11 protein-coding genes and 1 pseudogene are annotated in these 19,205 nt (G+C 53.0%); 11 read left to right on the top strand and 1 reads right to left on the bottom strand.

Annotated features, from left to right (window positions below; translation table 11 throughout):
• Positions 1–75: 75 nt before the first annotated feature.
• From A3842_RS26710 to A3842_RS26675, 8 genes and pseudogenes are all read left to right on the top strand, one after another.
• Positions 76–837 (top strand): annotated as a pseudogene (locus A3842_RS26710) (glycosyltransferase).
• Positions 838–869: 32 nt separating this feature from the next.
• Positions 870–1,448 carry a DNA-3-methyladenine glycosylase I gene (locus A3842_RS26705; RefSeq protein WP_074103314.1) on the top strand — a complete coding sequence of 193 codons (579 nt, stop codon included), beginning with the start codon at positions 870–872 and terminating at the stop codon, positions 1,446–1,448.
• Positions 1,449–1,532: 84 nt separating this feature from the next.
• Positions 1,533–2,591: a 50S ribosomal protein L11 methyltransferase gene (gene prmA / locus A3842_RS26700; protein WP_074103313.1), complete on the top strand. Its 1,059-nt coding sequence runs from the start codon at positions 1,533–1,535 to the stop codon at positions 2,589–2,591.
• Positions 2,592–2,593: 2 nt separating this feature from the next.
• Positions 2,594–3,286, top strand: coding sequence for a site-2 protease family protein (locus A3842_RS26695; RefSeq protein WP_074103312.1), 693 nt, complete (start codon positions 2,594–2,596; stop codon positions 3,284–3,286).
• Positions 3,287–3,430: 144 nt separating this feature from the next.
• On the top strand, positions 3,431–4,195 hold the full coding sequence (locus A3842_RS26690; protein ID WP_074103311.1) for an RsmE family RNA methyltransferase: 765 nt from the start codon (positions 3,431–3,433) through the stop codon (positions 4,193–4,195).
• Positions 4,196–4,198: 3 nt separating this feature from the next.
• Entirely contained in the window at positions 4,199–5,539 is a 1,341-nt protein-coding gene (mtaB, locus tag A3842_RS26685; protein WP_074085716.1) for a tRNA (N(6)-L-threonylcarbamoyladenosine(37)-C(2))-methylthiotransferase MtaB, read from the top strand.
• A 203-nt stretch (positions 5,540–5,742) separates the two neighbouring features.
• Positions 5,743–6,177 (top strand): NUDIX hydrolase, encoded by a 435-nt coding sequence (locus A3842_RS26680; protein WP_074085715.1) that lies wholly within the window; start codon positions 5,743–5,745, stop codon positions 6,175–6,177.
• Positions 6,178–6,310: 133 nt separating this feature from the next.
• Positions 6,311–8,551 carry an Ig-like domain-containing protein gene (locus A3842_RS26675; RefSeq protein WP_074085714.1) on the top strand — a complete coding sequence of 747 codons (2,241 nt, stop codon included), beginning with the start codon at positions 6,311–6,313 and terminating at the stop codon, positions 8,549–8,551.
• A 162-nt stretch (positions 8,552–8,713) separates the two neighbouring features.
• Here A3842_RS26675 and A3842_RS26670 read toward each other — a convergent pair whose 3' ends face one another.
• The gene (locus tag A3842_RS26670; protein ID WP_074103310.1) at positions 8,714–9,703 is read right to left on the bottom strand and encodes a Na/Pi cotransporter family protein; all 990 of its coding nucleotides are present in this window, start codon (positions 9,701–9,703) and stop codon (positions 8,714–8,716) included.
• A 98-nt stretch (positions 9,704–9,801) separates the two neighbouring features.
• Between A3842_RS26670 and A3842_RS26665 the strand changes: the two genes are divergently transcribed.
• From A3842_RS26665 to A3842_RS26655, 3 genes are all read left to right on the top strand, one after another.
• Positions 9,802–11,199 (top strand): class I SAM-dependent rRNA methyltransferase, encoded by a 1,398-nt coding sequence (locus tag A3842_RS26665; protein WP_074103309.1) that lies wholly within the window; start codon positions 9,802–9,804, stop codon positions 11,197–11,199.
• Between the two features lie 279 nt (positions 11,200–11,478).
• A complete protein-coding gene (addB, locus tag A3842_RS26660; RefSeq protein ID WP_074103308.1) occupies positions 11,479–15,006 on the top strand; it encodes a helicase-exonuclease AddAB subunit AddB in 3,528 nt (1,175 codons plus the stop codon).
• Positions 15,003–19,172: a UvrD-helicase domain-containing protein gene (locus A3842_RS26655; RefSeq protein WP_074103307.1), complete on the top strand. Its 4,170-nt coding sequence runs from the start codon at positions 15,003–15,005 to the stop codon at positions 19,170–19,172. Before addB ends, A3842_RS26655 begins: the two co-directional genes overlap by 4 nt.
• The last annotated feature ends 33 nt before the right edge of the window (positions 19,173–19,205 follow it).

Below are 19,205 nucleotides of genomic sequence, written 5' to 3'. Positions count from 1 at the left end.
CTTTTGCAACGAATCCCCGCTGACTACGTATGGTAAGGGAGGCTTTTTACTGGAAAAAATAAGGATGAGCCCCCTATGAGCAACACCCCTTTTGCCGGCCCTGAGGTGCAGGGAGAGATCAAGTTTTCTATCTTAATTCCCGCACATAATGAAGAGAAATACATAACCAAATGCCTTCAGTCCATTGCGGCGGCGGCGGAGTCTTTTCCGGATCAGGTGGAGGAAATTGTCATTCTTAACCGCTGTACAGATACAACCGAAGAGATAGCGAAGTCTTATAACTGTATAGTTATTCACGATGACCGCAAAAATCTCTCACAGATCCGAAATGCCGGTGCCGCAGCAGCCTGAGGAGAAATACTGGTCACAATTGATGCGGATAGCCAAATGACTGAGGGGATGCTGACTGAGATGGACAGACTGCTCTCGCTGGGTACTTATATCGGAGGGGGCACAACGGCCAGATTCGAGCGTATGTCTCTGGGGATTGTGGTGTCAACGCTCATGTTGATGATCCCGCTCGTTTTTAAATACGGGGCTATATCTGTAGGGATCTTCTGGTGCTACAAGTCTGATTTTGAGGCTATTGGGGGATTTAATGAAGAGCTGCTGATGACCGAGGATGCCGATTTCGCCTTGCGTCTGAAGAAGTGGGGGAAGCGGAATGGCAAGAAATTTGGTACGATTACCAAAGCCCATATGATTACCTCCTGCCGTAAATTTGACCAAGCGGGCGATTGGGTGCTGGTGAAGCGTCCAGGGCTGCTATTGGCTTATTTAAAAGGAACGGACCCCAAATATGCCGATGAGGCTTATTACGAGAATCATGAAAGATAACTGTCTGAGCAGAAGAAGGAGAGAGCCTGATTGTGAATATTACACGCTGTGGATGGGTCAATGAAGACCCGCTGTATATGGCTTATCATGATGAGGAATGGGGCAAACCCCTGTACGATGACCGGAAAATGTTTGAGCTGCTGATGCTGGAAGGGATGCAGGCCGGATTGAGCTGGTATACGGTTCTGAAGAAGCGGGAGCACTTCCGTGAAGTGTTCGACGAATTCGATCCGCAGAAGATTGCGCTGTATGACGAAGCCAAAATCGAAGCACTGATGCAGGATACGGGAATCATCCGCAACCGGCTGAAAATTAATGCAATTATTCAGAATGCGGTAGTGTATCAGCAGATTTGCCGGGAAGAGGGGAGTTTCGCTAAATATCTCTGGACTTTTACCGGCGGAGAGCCAGTGATTAACGGGTGGGAAACACGGTCTGAAGTTCCGGCTACCAGTCCTCAGTCCGGCCAGATGAGCAAAGCGCTGAAGAAGAAGGGAATGAAGTTTGTGGGCTCTACCATCTGTTATGCGTTTATGCAGGCCTCCGGCATGGTGGATGATCATACGACAGATTGTTTTTGTCACCAAAAAGGGCTGATGTCCGGGAGATAATCCGCAGTTTGGCGCTACGTGGGGAAGAAATGGTATACTGTTAAATATTCAATTGTTACAAAACTTTTAGGAGGACCCACACACATGTTATGGCACGAACTGACGGTACATACAACAGAAGAAGCACAGGAGATGATATCCAATCTGCTGTATGAAGCCGGAGCAGGCGGTGTTTCCATTGAAGAATCAGGAACGCTGAATAAGGTACGGGACACCCGTTACGGTGAACTATATGATGAACCGCTCAATGATATCCCTGAAGGGGAAGCGGTGATTAAGGGCTATTATGCCGAAACTGTCTCCATGGACGATATTATCCAAGAACTGGCTCCAAGAGTTGCGGAGCTGCGCGAGTTCGGGATTGACCCCGGCAAAGCGCTGATTTCCTGGAAAACGGTAGATGAAGATGAATGGGCCCATGCCTGGAAGCAGTATTTCAAGCCACTTCGTGTATCGGAACGGTTGACCATTAAGCCGACCTGGGAGGAATACACGCCTCAAGGCCCGGATGAAAAGATTATTGAACTGGATCCCGGCATGGCCTTCGGAACCGGAACACATCCAACCACGGCACTCTGCCTGCGCGCACTGGAAAAGCATATCCAAGGCGGCGAAGAGGTGATCGATGTGGGTACTGGCTCCGGCATTCTTGCCGTAGGTGCGATGCTGCTTGGCGCTAAATCGGTGTTGGCACTGGATCTGGACCCGGTAGCGGTAGAAAGTGCGCGGGAGAATGTGGCGCTGAACCGGATGCAGCAAGAGATTACGGTAAAGGAAAGCGATCTTCTGTCGCTCTTGGGCGGCGAGCGGGCTTTGGATTCGGCGGCGGGAGAGATGTGGCCTTCAGCCAGACCCGGCCATGTGGCGGAACCTGAGGTTGCTTCTGCTGCTTCGTCAAGCGAAGCGGGTCTTGGTGTTACCCTGCCGGTCAAAATCGTGGTAGCCAATATTTTGGCAGAGATTATTGTATTATTCACGGATGATGTCTACCGTGCACTTCAGCCGGGCGGAATCTATATTACCTCCGGCATCTATAAGGATAAGGAAGCGCTTGTTGCTGGAGCGCTGGCAGCTTCCGGTTTTGAGATTAGGGAAGTATCCCGTGAAGAAGATTGGGTGGCGTTTACAGCCGGAAAGAGGTAAAGATGGATTTCCTGGATCGAGTTTTAGTATATCCTTTGCAGCAGCTCCCGTTCTTTCTGATTACGATAGTAATCGCATTTACGGTACATGAGTTCAGCCACGCTTATTTTGCCAATAAATTCGGCGACCCTACCGCACGGATGCTGGGCCGGATGACGCTTAACCCTGCGGTTCACTTTGATCTGTTCGGAATTATTCTGCTGCTCATCGCCGGCTTCGGCTGGGCCCGTCCGGTTCCCGTGAACCGCGACAACTTCAGCCGTCCCCGCCTGATGGGCGTGATCGTCTCGGCAGCGGGCCCAGTTAGCAACCTACTGCTGGGCATTCTCGGAGCGATCATCTACGCTGCTCTGCATGCTAGCGGGGTCATTGGCTCTATTACAAATGAACATCTGCTGCGGGCGGTGTACTGGTTCTTTAATATGTTCATTCCATTTAATTTCTTCCTTTTCCTGTTCAACTTGATTCCACTGCCGCCGCTGGATGGTTACCGAATTCTGGAGGATGTGGCACCGCGTCCGATTCGTGGAAGAATGCAGCAATATGAGCAGTGGACAGTTTTCCTCTTTTTGCTAATTATTTTCATTCCTGGATTGCAGGCCTACACCATTCAACCCCTGAACCATTGGGCAATGCAAATCGGTAACGACTTTTTTCAAATGTTCTTCAAGCTGTTTGGAGGCAGTAGCCTGTAACTGGGACTATTCACAGCCAGGCAAACGTTGTATGATGTAATGTGGCATTTTTAGAGGAATATAGGTGTACAGAGCGGCGGTAGGGAACCTGAGAAGCAGGAACGCTGCCGCTTTTATGCTGAATAAGGACAGGATGATGAGAAGATGCAGCGTTATTTCGTTACACCGGAGCAATTTCATCCGGAAACGGTGGTCATTAGCGGCGAAGACGCCCGTCATATTGCGAAGGTGATGCGCGGCAAGGCCGGGGACAAGCTGATTGTCAGCGATGGAGTGTCCCGTGAGGCGCTGGTGGAAATTGCCGGGATTGAAATTGGTGAAGTGACCGTCAATATACTGGAAATGCTGGATATGACGCATGAGCCGAGGATCAAGATTACCGTGGCCCAGAGTCTGCCCAAGGGAGACAAGCTGGAGACCGTGATTCAGAAATGCACCGAAATCGGTGCGGTGGGTTTTGTTCCCTTTCTCTCAGAGCGCACGATTGTTCAGTATGATGAGCGTAAGGAGAGCAAACGGCTGGAGCGATGGCGCAAAATCTGCAAAGAGGCTGCCGAGCAGGCACACCGGAACATCGTTCCGGAAGTGCACTCTCCGCTTGCCTGGAAGCTGCTCTTGAAGAGCTTCAATGAGTATGACGCCGTGTATTTCTGTTATGAAAAAGAAGAAGGCCTGCAGCTCCGAAGCGCTGCTGCTCCCTGGCTCTCCGGACTACCTCAGCAGTCGTCAGGCAAGGTGATGGTAGTTGTCGGCCCAGAGGGTGGTTTCAGTCCTGAAGAATGCCGTGCTGCCGAAGAGGCTGGAGCGGTTTCAGTCGGGCTTGGACGGCGTATTCTGCGCTGCGAGACGGCAGGCATGGTTGCCGCAGCCTGTATACTTTATGAATCCGGAGAAATGGGGGGAGTTTGAACAATGCCATCCGTAGCATTTTATACTTTAGGTTGTAAAGTGAATTTCTATGACACTGAAGCCATCTGGCAGCTTTTCAAAAATGAAGGTTACGAGCAGGTTGATTTCGAAGGGCCCGCCGATGTCTATTTGATCAACACCTGTACGGTAACCAATACGGGCGACAAAAAAAGCCGCCAAATGATCCGCCGTGCTGTGCGCCGCAATCCGGAAGCGATTGTTGCCGTTACCGGCTGCTATGCACAGACCTCGCCTGGCGAGATCCTTGATATTCCCGGTGTCGATCTTGTGATCGGCAACCAGGACCGTGAGCATATCATGACTCATGTGAAGAATATTCAGGAGTCCCGCGTACCGGTGAACGCTGTCCGCAACATTATGAAGACGCGGGAATTCGAGGAGCTGGATGTGCCTGGCTTTGCCGACCGTACGCGGGCTTTTATGAAAATTCAGGATGGCTGCAACAACTTCTGCACCTTCTGCATCATCCCCTGGTCGCGCGGATTGTCGCGCAGCCGTGATCCGAAGTCGATCGTTGCCCAGGCGCATCAACTTGTGGAAGCCGGATACAAGGAGTTTGTGCTCACCGGCATTCATACCGGAGGCTATGGTGATGATCTGGACAACTACCGTCTCGCTGACCTGCTCTGGGAGCTGGACAAAGTAGACGGGCTGGAACGGGTTCGCATCAGCTCTATCGAGGCCAGTCAGATTGACGGGAAGCTGCTTGAGGTCTTGAACCGCAGCTCCAAAATGTGCCGACATCTGCATATTCCGCTCCAAGCCGGACATAACGAAGTGCTGAAGGCGATGCGCCGTAAATATACAACAGAAGAGTATTACGCCAAAATGGAGTTGATCCGCCAGGCGATGCCGGATGTAGGCATAACCACTGACGTCATTGTCGGCTTCCCGGGTGAAACCGAGGAAATGTTCCGCGCCGGTTATGACTTCATGAAGGCTGTCAACTACTCCGAAATGCACGTATTCCCTTATTCCAAACGGACGGGTACGCCGGCAGCACGGATGCTGAACCAGGTGGACGAAGAGATTAAGAACGCCCGCGTACAGCAGCTGATTGACCTCTCCGAAGAAATGCAGCTGGCATACGCCCGCAAGTTCGTAGGCAAGACAGTCTCCGTTATTGCTGAAAGATCAGCCAAAGACGCTCCAGAACGCAGCACCCAGCATGGCTTCAGCGATAACTATCTGCAGGTTTTCTTTGGCGGCGATGATTCGCTGCAGGGAGAGCTCTGCCAGGTGAAGATTACGGAAGCCGGAGTGAATGAATGCCGCGGTGAGCTGGTCAGTGTAAGCCGGAGCGGGCTTAGTCAGATCGTGTAGAGGGATTAAATTATGAACGGACATAGAAGAGTTCCGGTTAGTGTTACTTTTTCCAGCTTAGCTGCAGTTTAACTCTACGCCCCACTTTGTGGGGCTGTTTTTCTATTTGGGTAATAAAATCAGAGGGGCATATGCTTACGAAGTAAGTTTTGCCTGAAGCACAATCATGAAGTAATGCAGGCAAAACTTTTAGGAGGATGAATATGGCGTACAAGCAGATTTCAGCGGGCGGGGTAGTCTACCGGACAGGGGCTGCCGGTCTGGAAATTCAGCTTATTGTGGACCGTTATGGTAAAATTTCGCTGCCCAAAGGTAAGATGGAGCAAGGCGAGACCGTGGAGGAGACGGCACTGCGTGAGATTTGTGAAGAGACAGGGACGGTCGGAGTGATCAGAGCACCGATTGATGTTATTAAATACACGTTTCAGCATCCGGTTCACGGCATAGTGAATAAGGAGGTTCATTACTTTCTTGTAGAAGCTGTAGGCGGAGAGACCAAGGCTCAGACCGAAGAGATTAACGCTGTAGAATGGCATGAACCGGCGGTGGCCTGGACCCGTGGAACCGGGAATTCATACTCCAATAATATCCGTATTTTACGCAAAGCATTATCGATGTTAGGGATAAAGACAATATAGTTAGAAAGTCCTGAATTTGGCTTGAACTCAAAATAAAAGGAACTAAGGGTAAAGACTCGGGCTCTAATTGTCGATATAGTGGAAGAGTGTGGAAATCAAGCACTAATAATTTCAATGCCTAAGGAGAGAACAAATGACTGTGTACAGGAAAATGACGAAAATGCTCCTCATTATGATATTGCTGACTGTTGTAGCTCTTCCGGTAAACGTCTTCGCAGCTACTGGTGACATCAATTCCATTGAATTCGACAGCTCTGCAAAAATAGAGCTTACCGTAGGCCAGACACCTAAGCAGCTTAAGGTATATGCCAACGTGGAAGGCTCCTCCTCCAAAAGAGATGTGACGGCTGCGGCCACGTGGACTTCCTCCAATACGAGTGCAGTAAGTGTACTCTACGGACTATTGAAGCCCGAAGGTGCAGGTACGGCAATCATAAGAGCAACCTACAACAATGCAGTTGCTACGATTGAAGTATCTGTAAGCTATCCCTATAAGGAATTAACACTGGAGCGCAGCTCCGATGGCAACTATAAGCTGGGCGACACCCCAGAGACACTGCTGGTCAAAGCCAAAGTCGTTGGCGGAGATTCGGCCACTTCTGTAAAAGATGTGACTGCTGATGCGGACTGGACCAGCTCCAGTACCAATGTACTGACCATTGATGATGGCAAGATTACCCTTGTGGGTGAAGGATCGTCAACCATCACAGCGAAATACAAAGGCTTGACTGCCACCTTCAAAGCCGTGGTACAGCTGCCCTATTCGGCTATTGTCTTGAAGGCTAAAGACGCAGCTGTGAAAGAGCTAGAACTAGTCGTTGGAGATTCTCCGCTGCAATTGAGTGCAATGACCAAAGCCACAGAGAGCAGCCCGGAGAAAGATATTGCTAAAGATGCCAACTGGACAACCTCTAGCGAGAGCATTGCCAAGGTAGACAAAGGTATGATTACAGTACTCGGTCCTGGTAAGGCTGTTATTACAGCCAGCTTCCTGGGCGTGTCCAAATCGGTTGATGTCTATGTGCGTTCGCCGTATGAGGCGCTGCAGCTCACGCCGGATGGAGATCAATTCCTGTTCCTTGGGGAAAGTCTGAAGGTTAAATCATTTGTGCGGGATGCCGTGAATTCAACCAAAAATCAAACAGCAGGCACAATCTGGACTTCTGACAACCAACTGACAGCGACAGTAACGGCCGACACGGTAGCTTCTGAAAATGCTGTGGCAACACTAACAGCCAAAGCAGTCGGAACGGCTGTTATCAAAGGGGATTATCTGGGTGTCAATAAGTCGTTCAAGTTGACTGTATACCCGAATCTTACAGATATGACTGTAGAAAAAACTGAGCAGGAGCTCTACACGGCGGATACTGTAAGCCTGCCAAAAGTAAGCGGAACGAAATATGACGGAACGAAGCTCGACATCAGTGATCAAATAGAGTGGACTTCCGCCAACGAAGAAATTGCTCAGATCAAGGACGGAAAGCTTGTCGGCGGTAAAGCCGGTACGGTAACCCTTACAGGCAAGATTAAGGGGAATTCAGTAACTGCTCCTTCTTCTGCGATCCGGAGCAAGAGTGTTGAAGTCAAAGTGACCGTTCTGAATAAAGTGCTTGTATTGATCGGACCAGAGGAAGCACTGGGACTGGTTATTGGTGAAGAGGAGCCGCTGCCTGCAGTTCAGGCAGTGCTTGAGAACGGGGATGAGCTGGATGTTTCCGCGACGGTAAAATGGGAGCTTAGCGGCAGCAATGCTGTAATCAAGCAGACTACTGCAGGCAAAACCCTTAAGGGATTGGCCAAAGGATCTGCCACATTGAAGGGAACCTATTCCAACAAGACAATCAGTATTCCTGTAATAATTGAGCAGAAGGTCGTCAAACTGCTCATAGAGCCAAGCACACTTGAAATGAATCTCAAGTCCTCCAAAGCAATTAAAGTGACTGGAACCTTCTCTAACGGAAAAACAGCGAATTTCTCCGGTGCTATGGATTGGGTCTCCTCCAATCTGGAAGTGGCTACGGTTAAAGGAACATCTGTAAAAGCTGTTGGCGAAGGTACAGCAACACTTACCGGGTCTTACCAGGGAATCACGGCAACTGTCAAAATTACCGTAGTACCTAAGCTGACCAAGATTACCATCAGTGAAACCAGGCTGTATCTGGCAGCAGGTGCTTCCCAAGCTGTGGTAGTGACTGCTCTGTATGATACCGGCAAGACAGCCATTGTCACTGGAAGCACGGTTTGGACAAGCTCCAAGCCTTCCGTGGCCAAGGTGAACGATTCCGGAATGATCACTGCAGTTAGCAAAGGAACAACCTCAATCAAAGGCAAGTTCAACAATAAAACAGTAACAGTATCTGTTACAGTAAAATAGGATGTTTATCCGGTACAACCGGATCTTCTGACGCAGAACATCAAGACCTGTTAATCCGCCTTTATGAGGGGATACAGGTCTTTTTTCTTAGCGCTTAAACAAGCATTAGAACTGTAGGGCTGATTGAAGTATAATGGTACAGCGATAATGCATTCTGGACAGTTATCCCTGTAGCCGTTGCTCCAGCCGGGTCCATACCGGCAGGTAGCACAGCGGCAGCACGCCAAGTGAACAGACGACATTGAAGATCGTCTGGGCATGGGCGAGCTGAGCGGCAGGACCGCCGCCGATCCAGGCAGACAAGGATTGCAGCGGTTGAATGAAGGGCAGGAACAGCAGGGCGCCGCCGACATTCAGCACGACATGTGACCCGGCGACGAACTTGCCGGAAGCCGAGCCCCCGATAGCGGCGATGATGGCGGTGACGCAGGTGCCGATGTTGGCCCCTAGCACGACGGCGATGCCAAGCGCCGGCGGCATTACCCCGGAGCTTGCAAGGCCCATCGCCATGCCGATGACCGCCGCACTGCTGTGCAGCATTGCGGTCAGGCAGGCTCCGGCAGCCAGGCCCCAGAGCGCACTGGTTGCCGCATGGTCCAGGAACCATTGGAACAGGCCGCTGGCCTGAAGTGCGGGACCGATAGACTGCATGACCGCAATGCCCCAGAGGACCATTGCAAACCCGGCCACCGCCAGGCTGAGGAACTGCAGGGGGGTGGAAATGCTGCGTATGGCGTCCGCCAACCTTGAGCCTTGGGACGGCCGCTCGCCGAGCATGACGGCCACCGCCCACATACAGAGCGATACGACCAGCAGCGGCGCAGCCATCGAGCTGATCTGCAGACCGATCAGCTCTGTGGTCAGGCAGGTGCCGATGTTGCTGCCCAGGATGATACCCAGCGTCCGGGCATAGGTCAGCAGTCCGGCGTTAACCATGCCGATGGTGAGCACCGTTACGGCAGTGCTGCTCTGCAGCAGTGCTGACAGCAGGCTGCTGGCAATCAGGCCTTTTAGGGGCGTGGAAGTTGCTTTGCGCAGACTTCTCGTAAGCAGAGGGCCGGCGAGCCTCGCCAGCGCAGCCTCCATCAGTTTCATGCCGGCGAGGAAAATGACAAGACCATATATGACAGGGAACAGCAGATCACGGATCATAGGGACAAGCTCCTTTGAACGGGGTTGTACACCAATATATGAATGCAATGAAGTGGACATGTATACAAATCAATAACAAGAACAGGGAGTTGAAGGTATTGGCATCGGTTATTCTGGAACGCAGCCGTAAAAAAAGACTGGAGCAGGGCCATCCGTGGGTCTATGCGAGTGAAGTCGCATCCGTAGACGGAGATCCGCAGGCAGGCGGATTGGTAGATGTACTTAATCATCAAGGCAGATTTCTCGGGACAGGGTATTACAATCCTGCTTCGCAGATCCGGGTAAGAATTCTATCTCAGGGTCCGCTGGCGGCAATGGATACCGCTTTTTTTGCCGAGCGGTTTGCGAGCTGTCTGCACCATAGAGAACGGTTTCTGCCTGGAGCGGATGCGTACCGCCTGGTATACGGGGAAGCTGATTTTCTGCCCGGGCTGATCATCGACCGCTTCGGTGATGTCCTGGTAGTGCAGCTGCTGACGCTGGGCATGGACAAGTGCCGCGACCAGATTGTACAGGCGCTTGTAGAGGTTGTAGTGCCGCGAGGTATTTATGAGCGCAGTGATGTAAGTGTACGCGAGCTTGAAGGATTGGAACAGAGAACCGGCGTGCTGTACGGGGAGTGTCCGCGCCATATCACTGTGAGTGAGAACGGCCTCAAGGTGATTGTAGATATAGAAGAAGGTCAGAAGACCGGATACTTTTTTGACCAGCGGGAAAACAGGGCTTCCATTGCTCCGCTGATCCAAGGCTGGGGTGGACGAAGCGGCATTACCCTCCAGGAGGTTACGGCAGAAGATGGGACGCTTCAGACTCTTCCGGTTAACAAAAGCGGCAAACCGGTCACTTTCCCTTACTGGGACGGTGCAACAGTACTGGAATGCTTCGCACATACCGGCAGCTTCACTCTCCATGCGTGCAAATACGGGGCCAAGAAGGTCACCTGCCTTGATGTATCTGCCCATGCGATTGAGAGCGCCAAAGCTAACGTGGAGCTGAACGGCTTCACCGATCGTGTGGAATTTGTGGTCGACGATGCTTTTGCTTTCCTGCGCAACCAGGTCAAAGGCGTGGAAGAACGCTCTGAGCGGGCCACCGGCAAAACGGATGCCAAGCCGGGTGCTAAAACCGCGGCCAAAGCGGATACCGCCAAACCCATGACCGCCGGGGGCGGGCGCACCTGGGATGTTGTTATCCTGGACCCGCCTGCTTTTGCCAAGACCAAGAGTGCGGTTGCAGGCGCTTGCCGCGGTTACAAGGACATCAACCTGCACGGTATGAAGCTCGTCAACGAGGGCGGCTATCTCGTAACGGCAAGCTGTTCCTATCACATGCAGCCGCAGCTGTTCCTAGACACTATCGCGGAGGCCGCCAAGGATGCGGGTAAAGTGCTGCGTCTGATCGAGTGGCGGGCCGCAGGCAAAGACCATCCGCAAATTCTCGGTGTGGACGAAGGCCATTACTTGAAATTTGCCATTTTTGAAGTACGCAGCAAATAGATCTGTATAGAAGAGCCTCTCCGGCAGCCGGAGGGGCTCTTTGTGTAAAAAGGAGAATCCAGAATATCCTAGATGGAGATATGCAAAGAATGGCAAACGTATGTTCTTGCTGGAAGAGGTATGCTATAATATTGGGACGGATTCACTTGAATATTTTCGGATTATAGATGGAATATGAACAGAACCTGTTTGCATTCCTATACGCAGGTAGCACCTATAAAACTCGTATAGCATGTTATAGCTTTAACTATTTCTCCGCTACGGAAGGGGTTTACTGTGATGACAGTACACTTTTTGATTGGCCGCTCAGGTAGCGGCAAGACTACGAAAATATGGGAGGATATCTCCTCCCGTCTCGAAGCGGAACCACTGGGTGTGCCGATTATTGTGCTTGTCCCGGAGCAGGGCTCCTTCGGTGCAGAGCAAGGGCTGCTGAAGACGGGCAAGACGAAGGGCAGCATCCGTGCCCAGACGCTGAGCTTCTCGCGGCTGGCCTACCGGGTGAAGCAGGAGACCGGAGGCAGCGCGAGTCTGCCGATCAGCGAGGAAGGCAAGAAGATGCTGATCTACAAGATCATCAGCCGCCGCAAGGAAGAGCTGAAGCTGTTTGGTCAATCAAGCGACAGACCGGGCTTTGTAGAACGGCTTAGCCAACTGCATACGGAGCTGAAGCGCTGCTGCCTGGGCACTGCTGATCTGGAGGAGCAGATCGCCCGAATGCGGGACTCCATAGGGCGAAGTCCCATTCTCGCAAGCAAGCTGGATGATGTACATATGGTGTTCCGAGAGTTGGAACAGGAAATGTCCCGGCTGTACATCGATGAGGAGGATCGGCTGGCTGAGCTGGCTGAACATATTCAGGAGTCTTCTTATATTCGCGGTGCGGAAATCTGGGTGGACGGTTTTCACGGCTTCACAACACAGGAATTTGTCGTGCTGCGGGAGCTGATGCAATATGCCGCTAAAGTCACGGTCGCTTTGACACTGGACCGGATATATCCTGCGGGCATGCAGCCTCATGAGCTGGAGCTGTTTCATCCCGCAGCAGTAACCTGTATTAAGCTTCGCGGAATGGCAGAGGAAATGGGCCTGACGGTATGGGATGAACTTCTGGCACCACCGGTGCTGCCGCGTTTTGCCGGAAGTCCTGTCCTTGCCCATTTGGAGAAGGGGTTTGGCCGGCGAATCCGCTGGAACGGTGCCGCTTCAGAGGTTGCAGATGCGATTACCCTTACTGCGGCAGCTTCGCGCAGAGCCGAAGTAGAAGGAAGCCTGAGGGAGATGCTCCGTCTTGCTCGTGAGGAAGGTGCAAAATACCGGGAGATGGCAGTATTTATGCGCAATATTGCCGACTATGAACAGCTTGTGGTTCCCCTGTTCCAGGACTACGGAATCCCATTCTTCCTTGATCAAAAGATGAATGAGCTGCATCATCCGCTAGTAGAATTTATCCGCTCTGCCTTTGATGTGGTACGCAGACGGTGGCGGTATGAGGATGTGTTCCGCTGTGTGAAGACGGAGCTGTTGCTGCCGATGGACTACAGTGTGACGCGCGCCGATATGGATGCACTGGAGAATTATGTGCTGGCTTGCGGTATTCAGGGCCACCGCTGGACGAATGGCCGGTCCTGGAAAGGAATTCCGAGTCTGTCGCTGGAAGGCGAGAGAGTCGTGGATGAAGTGCTCCTGGCAAGAATGGAAGCATGCCGGGAGATTATTACAGGTCCGCTTCAGGCTTTTGAGAAGCGGGTCAAAACAAGCCGCAGCGGACTGGAACTGTGCAAGGCGGTCTATTTTCTTCTGCAGGACACGGACGCCGCACGCAAGCTGGAACAGATGAGTGCCAAGGCGTTAGGGCTGGGGCAGCCTGAAGCGGCCCGCGAGCATACCCAGCTATGGGGAGCGGTACTGGACCTGCTGGATCAGATTGCCGAGATGATGGGTAACGAAAGAATGGAGTTTGACGTTTTTGCCGGGGTACTGGAGACAGGCTTGGCTGAACTGAAGATGGGGCTGGTGCCGCCTGCGCTGGATCAGGTGCTGGTGGGAACTATGGACCGCACCCGGGTATCGGGAGTCAAGTATGCCTTTTTACTGGGATTCAATGAAGGGGTTGTTCCCGCCCAATTCAAGGAAGACGGCATCCTCTCGGAAGGGGAACGTATGCTGCTGGAGAATGCCGGGATGGAGCTTGCTCCAGGTTCTTCCCGCAAGCTGCTGGATGAGCGTTTTCTGATTTACAATACACTAACTACAGCGAGCCGTAAGCTTTGGATCAGTTATGCGACAGCGGATGAAGAAGGCAAGGCCCTGCTGCCATCCGAAATGATCCGCCATTTGCACGGCATGTTTCCAGGGGCACTGAAAGAGCAGTTTGTTTCCGGATTTCCATCAGCTGCGGCTGGATCGGCAGACGAAATTGAGGCGCTTGAAGCGCTGCATACGGGTTTTGTGGGTCACCCGGAACAGACGCTGCGCATGCTGATTATGCAGCTTCGGCAGTGGCGGCAGGGCGTGGACATTCCCGCACTCTGGTGGGATGTTTATAACTGGTTTATCACGGATGAGGAGCATGGACCGAAGCTGGTAAAGCTGCTCGGTTCACTGTTCTACCGCAATGACGGAATCCGGTTGAAGCAGGAGACCAGTCTGCGCTTATACGGCGGAACAACAGTGCGGGGCAGTGTATCTCGCATGGAGAAATTCGTCGCCTGCGCCTTCTCGCATTTCGCTTCCTACGGACTGAGACTGAAGGAACGCCAGCTCTACAAGCTGCAGGCCCCGGATATCGGTCAGCTGTTCCATGCCGCTCTCAGCGATATGGCTTTACGGCTGCAGAAGCAGGGACGCAGCTGGGGAAGTATGACGGCGGAGGAATGCCGCCGTGAGGCCGGGGAGACTGTGGACAGGCTCTCACCGCTTCTCCAAGGTGAAATCCTGATGAGCAGTAAGCGTTACGGATATATCTCCCGCAAGCTCAAGAACATCGTCGGCCGCGCCTCTGTGATCCTTGGGGAACATGCCAGACGGGGCAGCTTTGAGCCGGTGGGGCTTGAGCTTGATTTTGGACCGGGCAAGGACCTTCCGCCGCTTAGAATCACCCTGCCAAACGGCTGCGTGATGGAGGTGGTGGGCCGGATTGACCGTGTGGATATGGCCGAAGGCGAGCAAGGCATTCTGCTGCGGGTCATCGACTATAAATCCAGCCAGAAGGACCTCAAGCTGCATGAGGTCTATTACGGGCTGTCGCTGCAAATGCTTACCTACCTGGATGTTCTGCTCACCTATTCGGAGCAATGGCTCGGCAAGACTGCTCTTCCTGCCGGAACGCTCTATTTCCATGTGCATGATCCGCTCTTGACTTCAGCGAATGGCATGAACCGCGAGCAGGCAGAGCAGGAACTAATGAAGCGTTTCAAAATGAAAGGGCTGCTGACGGCTGACCGCGAAGTAGTCTCGCTTATGGATACCACTCTGGACAAGGGGCATTCCTCGATTGTACCGGTGGCACTGAAGAGCGACGGGAGCTTTTACAGCAGTGCTTCGGTCGCTACGCCTGAGCAATGGGGACATCTGCTGACCTCGGTACGCAGCACGATCACCGATATCGGGACACGCATTACCGAAGGTGATGTGGCCATTCAGCCTTACCGGATACAGCAGGAAACAGCCTGCACCTTCTGCTCTTACCGGCCGGTATGCCAGTTCGATGAGGCTGTGGAAGGCAATGCTTACAACATTCTCGGCAAGCCGGGCAAAGAAGTCATCTGGGACCTGCTATCCCGCGAAGGAGGAGAAAAGCCATGATACGAAAAGCGGAACTAGAGCCCAAACCGGAAGGAAGCCTATGGAGCGACGACCAATGGCGCGCTATCGCTGTGAGCGGTGATGATATCCTGGTCGCGGCGGCGGCAGGCTCCGGCAAGACTGCGGTGCTGGTCGAACGGATTATCCGTAAAATCAGCAGCGAAGAGAACGGGTTCAGTGTAGACCGGCTGCTGGTGGCCACGTTTACAAAGGCAGCGGCTGCTGAAATGCGGCAGCGTATCCGCGAGGCACTGGAACGAAAGCTGGAGGAGGAATCCGGGGATGAAGAAGGGAGCAAGGGCAATGAGCATCTGCGCCGCCAGCTTGCCCTGCTCGGCAAAGCTTCGATTACGACGCTGCATTCCTTTTGTCTGGAAGTCATCCGGCGTTATTACCAGCTCATTCCCATTGATCCGGGTTTTCGGATTCTGAATGAGCATGAAGCAGAGATGATGCGCCAGGAGCTGCTGGAGGAGCTGCTGGAAGAGAAGTATGGAGAAGTGAGAGAAGACGGGGAAGATACAGTTTTTGTACAGCTGGCTGACTGGTTCAGCGGTGAACGCAGTGATGATGCTGTGCATGCGCTGGTGCAGCGGCTGCATGATTTTGCGCGCAGCCATCCCTGGCCGGCGGAGTGGCTGCGGGGTACCGCTGCGGATTTCTCACTGCCGGACACGGAAGCCCTTAGCCACACGCCATGGGTCCAGAGTATTATGGCGGAAGCGAAGCTGACACTGGACGGGGCTGCGAGTCAGCTCCGCCAGGGCCGGGATATCGCTTTGCAGCCCGGGGGGCCCGCTCCTTATGCTGAGAATCTGGCTGCGGATCTGGAAATGGTGCAATCGCTGCAGGAAGCTCTGGAACTCCGTCCGTGGGCCGAGTTGTATGATATTTTTATGGAAATATCGTTTGGAAAGCTGAAAGCCTGCAAGAAGGACTCGACCGATCCCGGGCTGCAGGAGACGGTGAAGGATCTCCGTGACAGTGTGAAGAAGAACCTGCTGGAGCTGCAGAAATCCCTATTTGGGCGCCCGGCCGAGGCCTTTTTGGGCGAGCTGCATGAGGCGGCACCGCTGATGCGGGAGCTTGCGGAGACGGTAATCGAATTCGGTGAACGCTACCGGATTGAGAAGGCAGGCCGTGGCCTGGTTGATTTCAGTGACCTCGAGCATTACTGCCTGAAGATCCTGCGCCACGAGGATTCTGCACCTGGTCATTCCGTGCCATCGGATGCGGCGATGGAGTACCGGGACCAGTTCGACGAAGTGCTGCTGGATGAATATCAGGATACAAATAGCGTGCAGGAAGAAATTGTGCGCCTGATCTCCCGCGAATCCCCGGGCAACCGCTTTATGGTTGGAGATATGAAGCAGAGCATCTACCGTTTCCGGCTGGCTGAGCCGGGACTGTTTTTGGATAAATACCGGAGCTTTGGCTCAATCACAGGCAACAAAAGTGATGGCGTAACCGGGACTGGGGAGGATGCCAGGGGGGACGAAATCCCGGATCCAGGCAAGCCGGAAGGCGGCTCGGTAATCGATCTGGCCCGCAACTTCCGCAGCCGCCTGGAGGTGGTTAATGCGGTAAATATGATTTTCCGGCAGATTATGGACAGTAAGGTTGCTGAAATAAGCTATGATGAGCGCGCAGAACTGGTCTACGGAGCACATTTCCCGGGGGCTGAGGAAAAAGGGCCGGATCTTTATTTTGCCCCTGAGCTGCTGCTAATCGACCGGGGGACATCGTTGTCCGGACGCTCAGAAGAGCTGGCTGAGGACGGGGAGCTTCCTCCGCAGGAGAATGAAGCCATTGAGAGTGAAACCGCACAGCTTGAGGCGAGGGCTATTGTGCGGCGCATCTCGCAGATGACCGGCATGAGTGGCGGTGAGCCGCTGCTTATTTATGATAAAGCCCTGAAGATCATGCGCCCGGTTGTTTACGGCGATATAGTCATTCTGCTGCGGTCCGCGCGGATCTGGACACCGCTGATGATAGAGGAGCTGCGTTTGGAGGGCATCCCGGCGTATGGTGACCAGAACAAGGGTTACTTTCAGGCTACCGAAGTAGAAATTGCCCTTTCGCTGCTGCAGATTGTGGACAATCCCCGTCAGGACATCCCGCTGGCTGGCGTGCTACGTTCACCTGTGGTGAATTTGCGCGAAGAAGAGCTGGCTTTGGTGCGTCTTTGCAGCAATGGTTCATTTTTTGATGCTGTCCTTGCGGCAGCCGGGGAAGAGAACAAGGCAGACTATTCTTCAAAATCTTTACATGCGGAAATACAGCAGGCAGCAGCAGGACTGGCAAAGGCTGTTCAAGCCGAGAGTGCTGCTGCTAATGAAGCAAGCCTGGCACAAAGCGGTGGATTAGCGGAAGATAGAGCCGCTGCCGGAGGCACGCCGGAGATTCCTGTGCAGCTTCAGACGAAGCTGCAAGCTTTTCTGAAGCTGCTTGAGGGCTGGAGAAATGCCGCCCGGCAGGGCAGTCTCAGTACATTGATCTGGCGGATTTATGGTGAGAGCGGCTATCTGGAGTGGGTCGGCGGCCTGCCTGGAGGCTTTCAGCGCCAGAACAATCTGACAGCACTGTATGACCGGGCTGTACAATTTGAAAAAGACACCTCTGCGCGAGGATTGTTCCGCTTCTTGGTGTTCATGAACCGGCTGAGAGAAAACGGCGGAGACTTGGGCGTGGCCGGAGGAACGGGCGAAGAGGCCGGTGGAGTCAGAATTATGACCATTCACAAATCCAAGGGTCTGGAGTTTCCGGTGGTGTTTCTGGCCGGGATGGCGAAGCCGTTCAACCGTCAGGATTTGTATTCCCCGTTCCTGATGCATAAAGAGCTAGGATTCGGACCGCGTTTTGTAGAACAAGATACCCGGGTCAGCTACCCTACACTTCCTTATCTGGCCATTAACCGCCGTTCCCGGCTGGAACTGCTGGCAGAGGAGATGCGTGTGCTCTATGTCGGATTAACCCGGCCGCGTGACAAAATGATCCTTGTCGGCACGGTAAGAGATTTATCCCGCACCCTTGCAGGCTGGAGCAGCGTGCAGGCCCGTGAAGAATTGCTGCTGGAGGACCATTTGCTGGCCCGGGGACGCAGCTATCTGGATTGGGTAGGACCGGCACTCATCCGGCATCCAGGAGCAGCTATTCTCCGTAAGCTGGCAGGAACAGAGGGATCTGTATCTGCGGTACTGCATAACGATGCTTCCAATTGGAGCATCTCAGCGGTGAACGCGGCAGAACTCAGTTCCGGCTCTCTTGCTGCGGCTGGTACAACGGATCAGAATGAGGAACGGTATACTATGCTCGAAGCATTGAAGTGCGGCCGCAGTGTGGCATTTAAGAGCACAAGTAGAGAGACTGATATCACCGCACGACTGAACTGGGGCTATCCTTATGCCGCCGCATCCGGGATTCCCGCCAAAACATCAGTCACCGAACTGAAATCGATGCTGTCCATGCAGGAGCAGCCTTCCTATGATTTGCTGGAAGAGTCCCGGCTCCCGGCTTCGGGGAACGGCTTGGTACGCGGGGTGGCAGGAACAGATAGTCTGCATCTGCGGCGCCCAAAATTTATGGAGAAACGTGGCTTGTCGTCTTCAGAGCGGGGAACGGCCTATCATACGGTCATGCAGCATGTTCCGCTGGAAGGTGCTGTAGACCGTGTTGTCCTGGAAGCCACAATAGCACGTCTTACACGGCTTGCCATTCTCACAGACGAGCAGGCTGAGGCAGTTGAGCTTGGTGAAATTGAGGCGTTTTACATGGGGGAAATGGGCCGGAGGCTAATTGGGGCTCCCTGGAAAAGAAGAGAACAGCCTTTCAGCTATATGGTTCCGGCAAGTGAGGCCTACCATGGACTCATTGATCTCAATGAAGCGGCAGCGGGACTTGATGCTTCTGAAGTAAGCACGTCCATGGGGGAATCCGTCCTGATTCAAGGTGTAATCGACTGTCTCTTCCGGGAGGAGGGACGGCTGATTCTGCTGGATTACAAGACGGATGCTGTTCTGGAGCATCAGGGCGGAATTGATGCTCTGAAAGAAAAGTACCGGTTTCAGCTGGAACTGTACAGCAAGGCGCTGCTGAATATTCTCGGGGAGCCGGTCAGCGAGATTTGGCTGTACTTTTTTGACGGTGGTCATGCTGTAAAGCTATAAATCGATCCATATTTTTGTTGATGAAACTATAAA

Source organism: Paenibacillus sp. P3E (genome assembly GCF_001909045.1).
GTDB lineage: Bacteria > Bacillota > Bacilli > Paenibacillales > Paenibacillaceae > Paenibacillus_AQ > Paenibacillus_AQ helianthi.
This window is presented reverse-complemented; position numbering and strand designations above follow the sequence as displayed.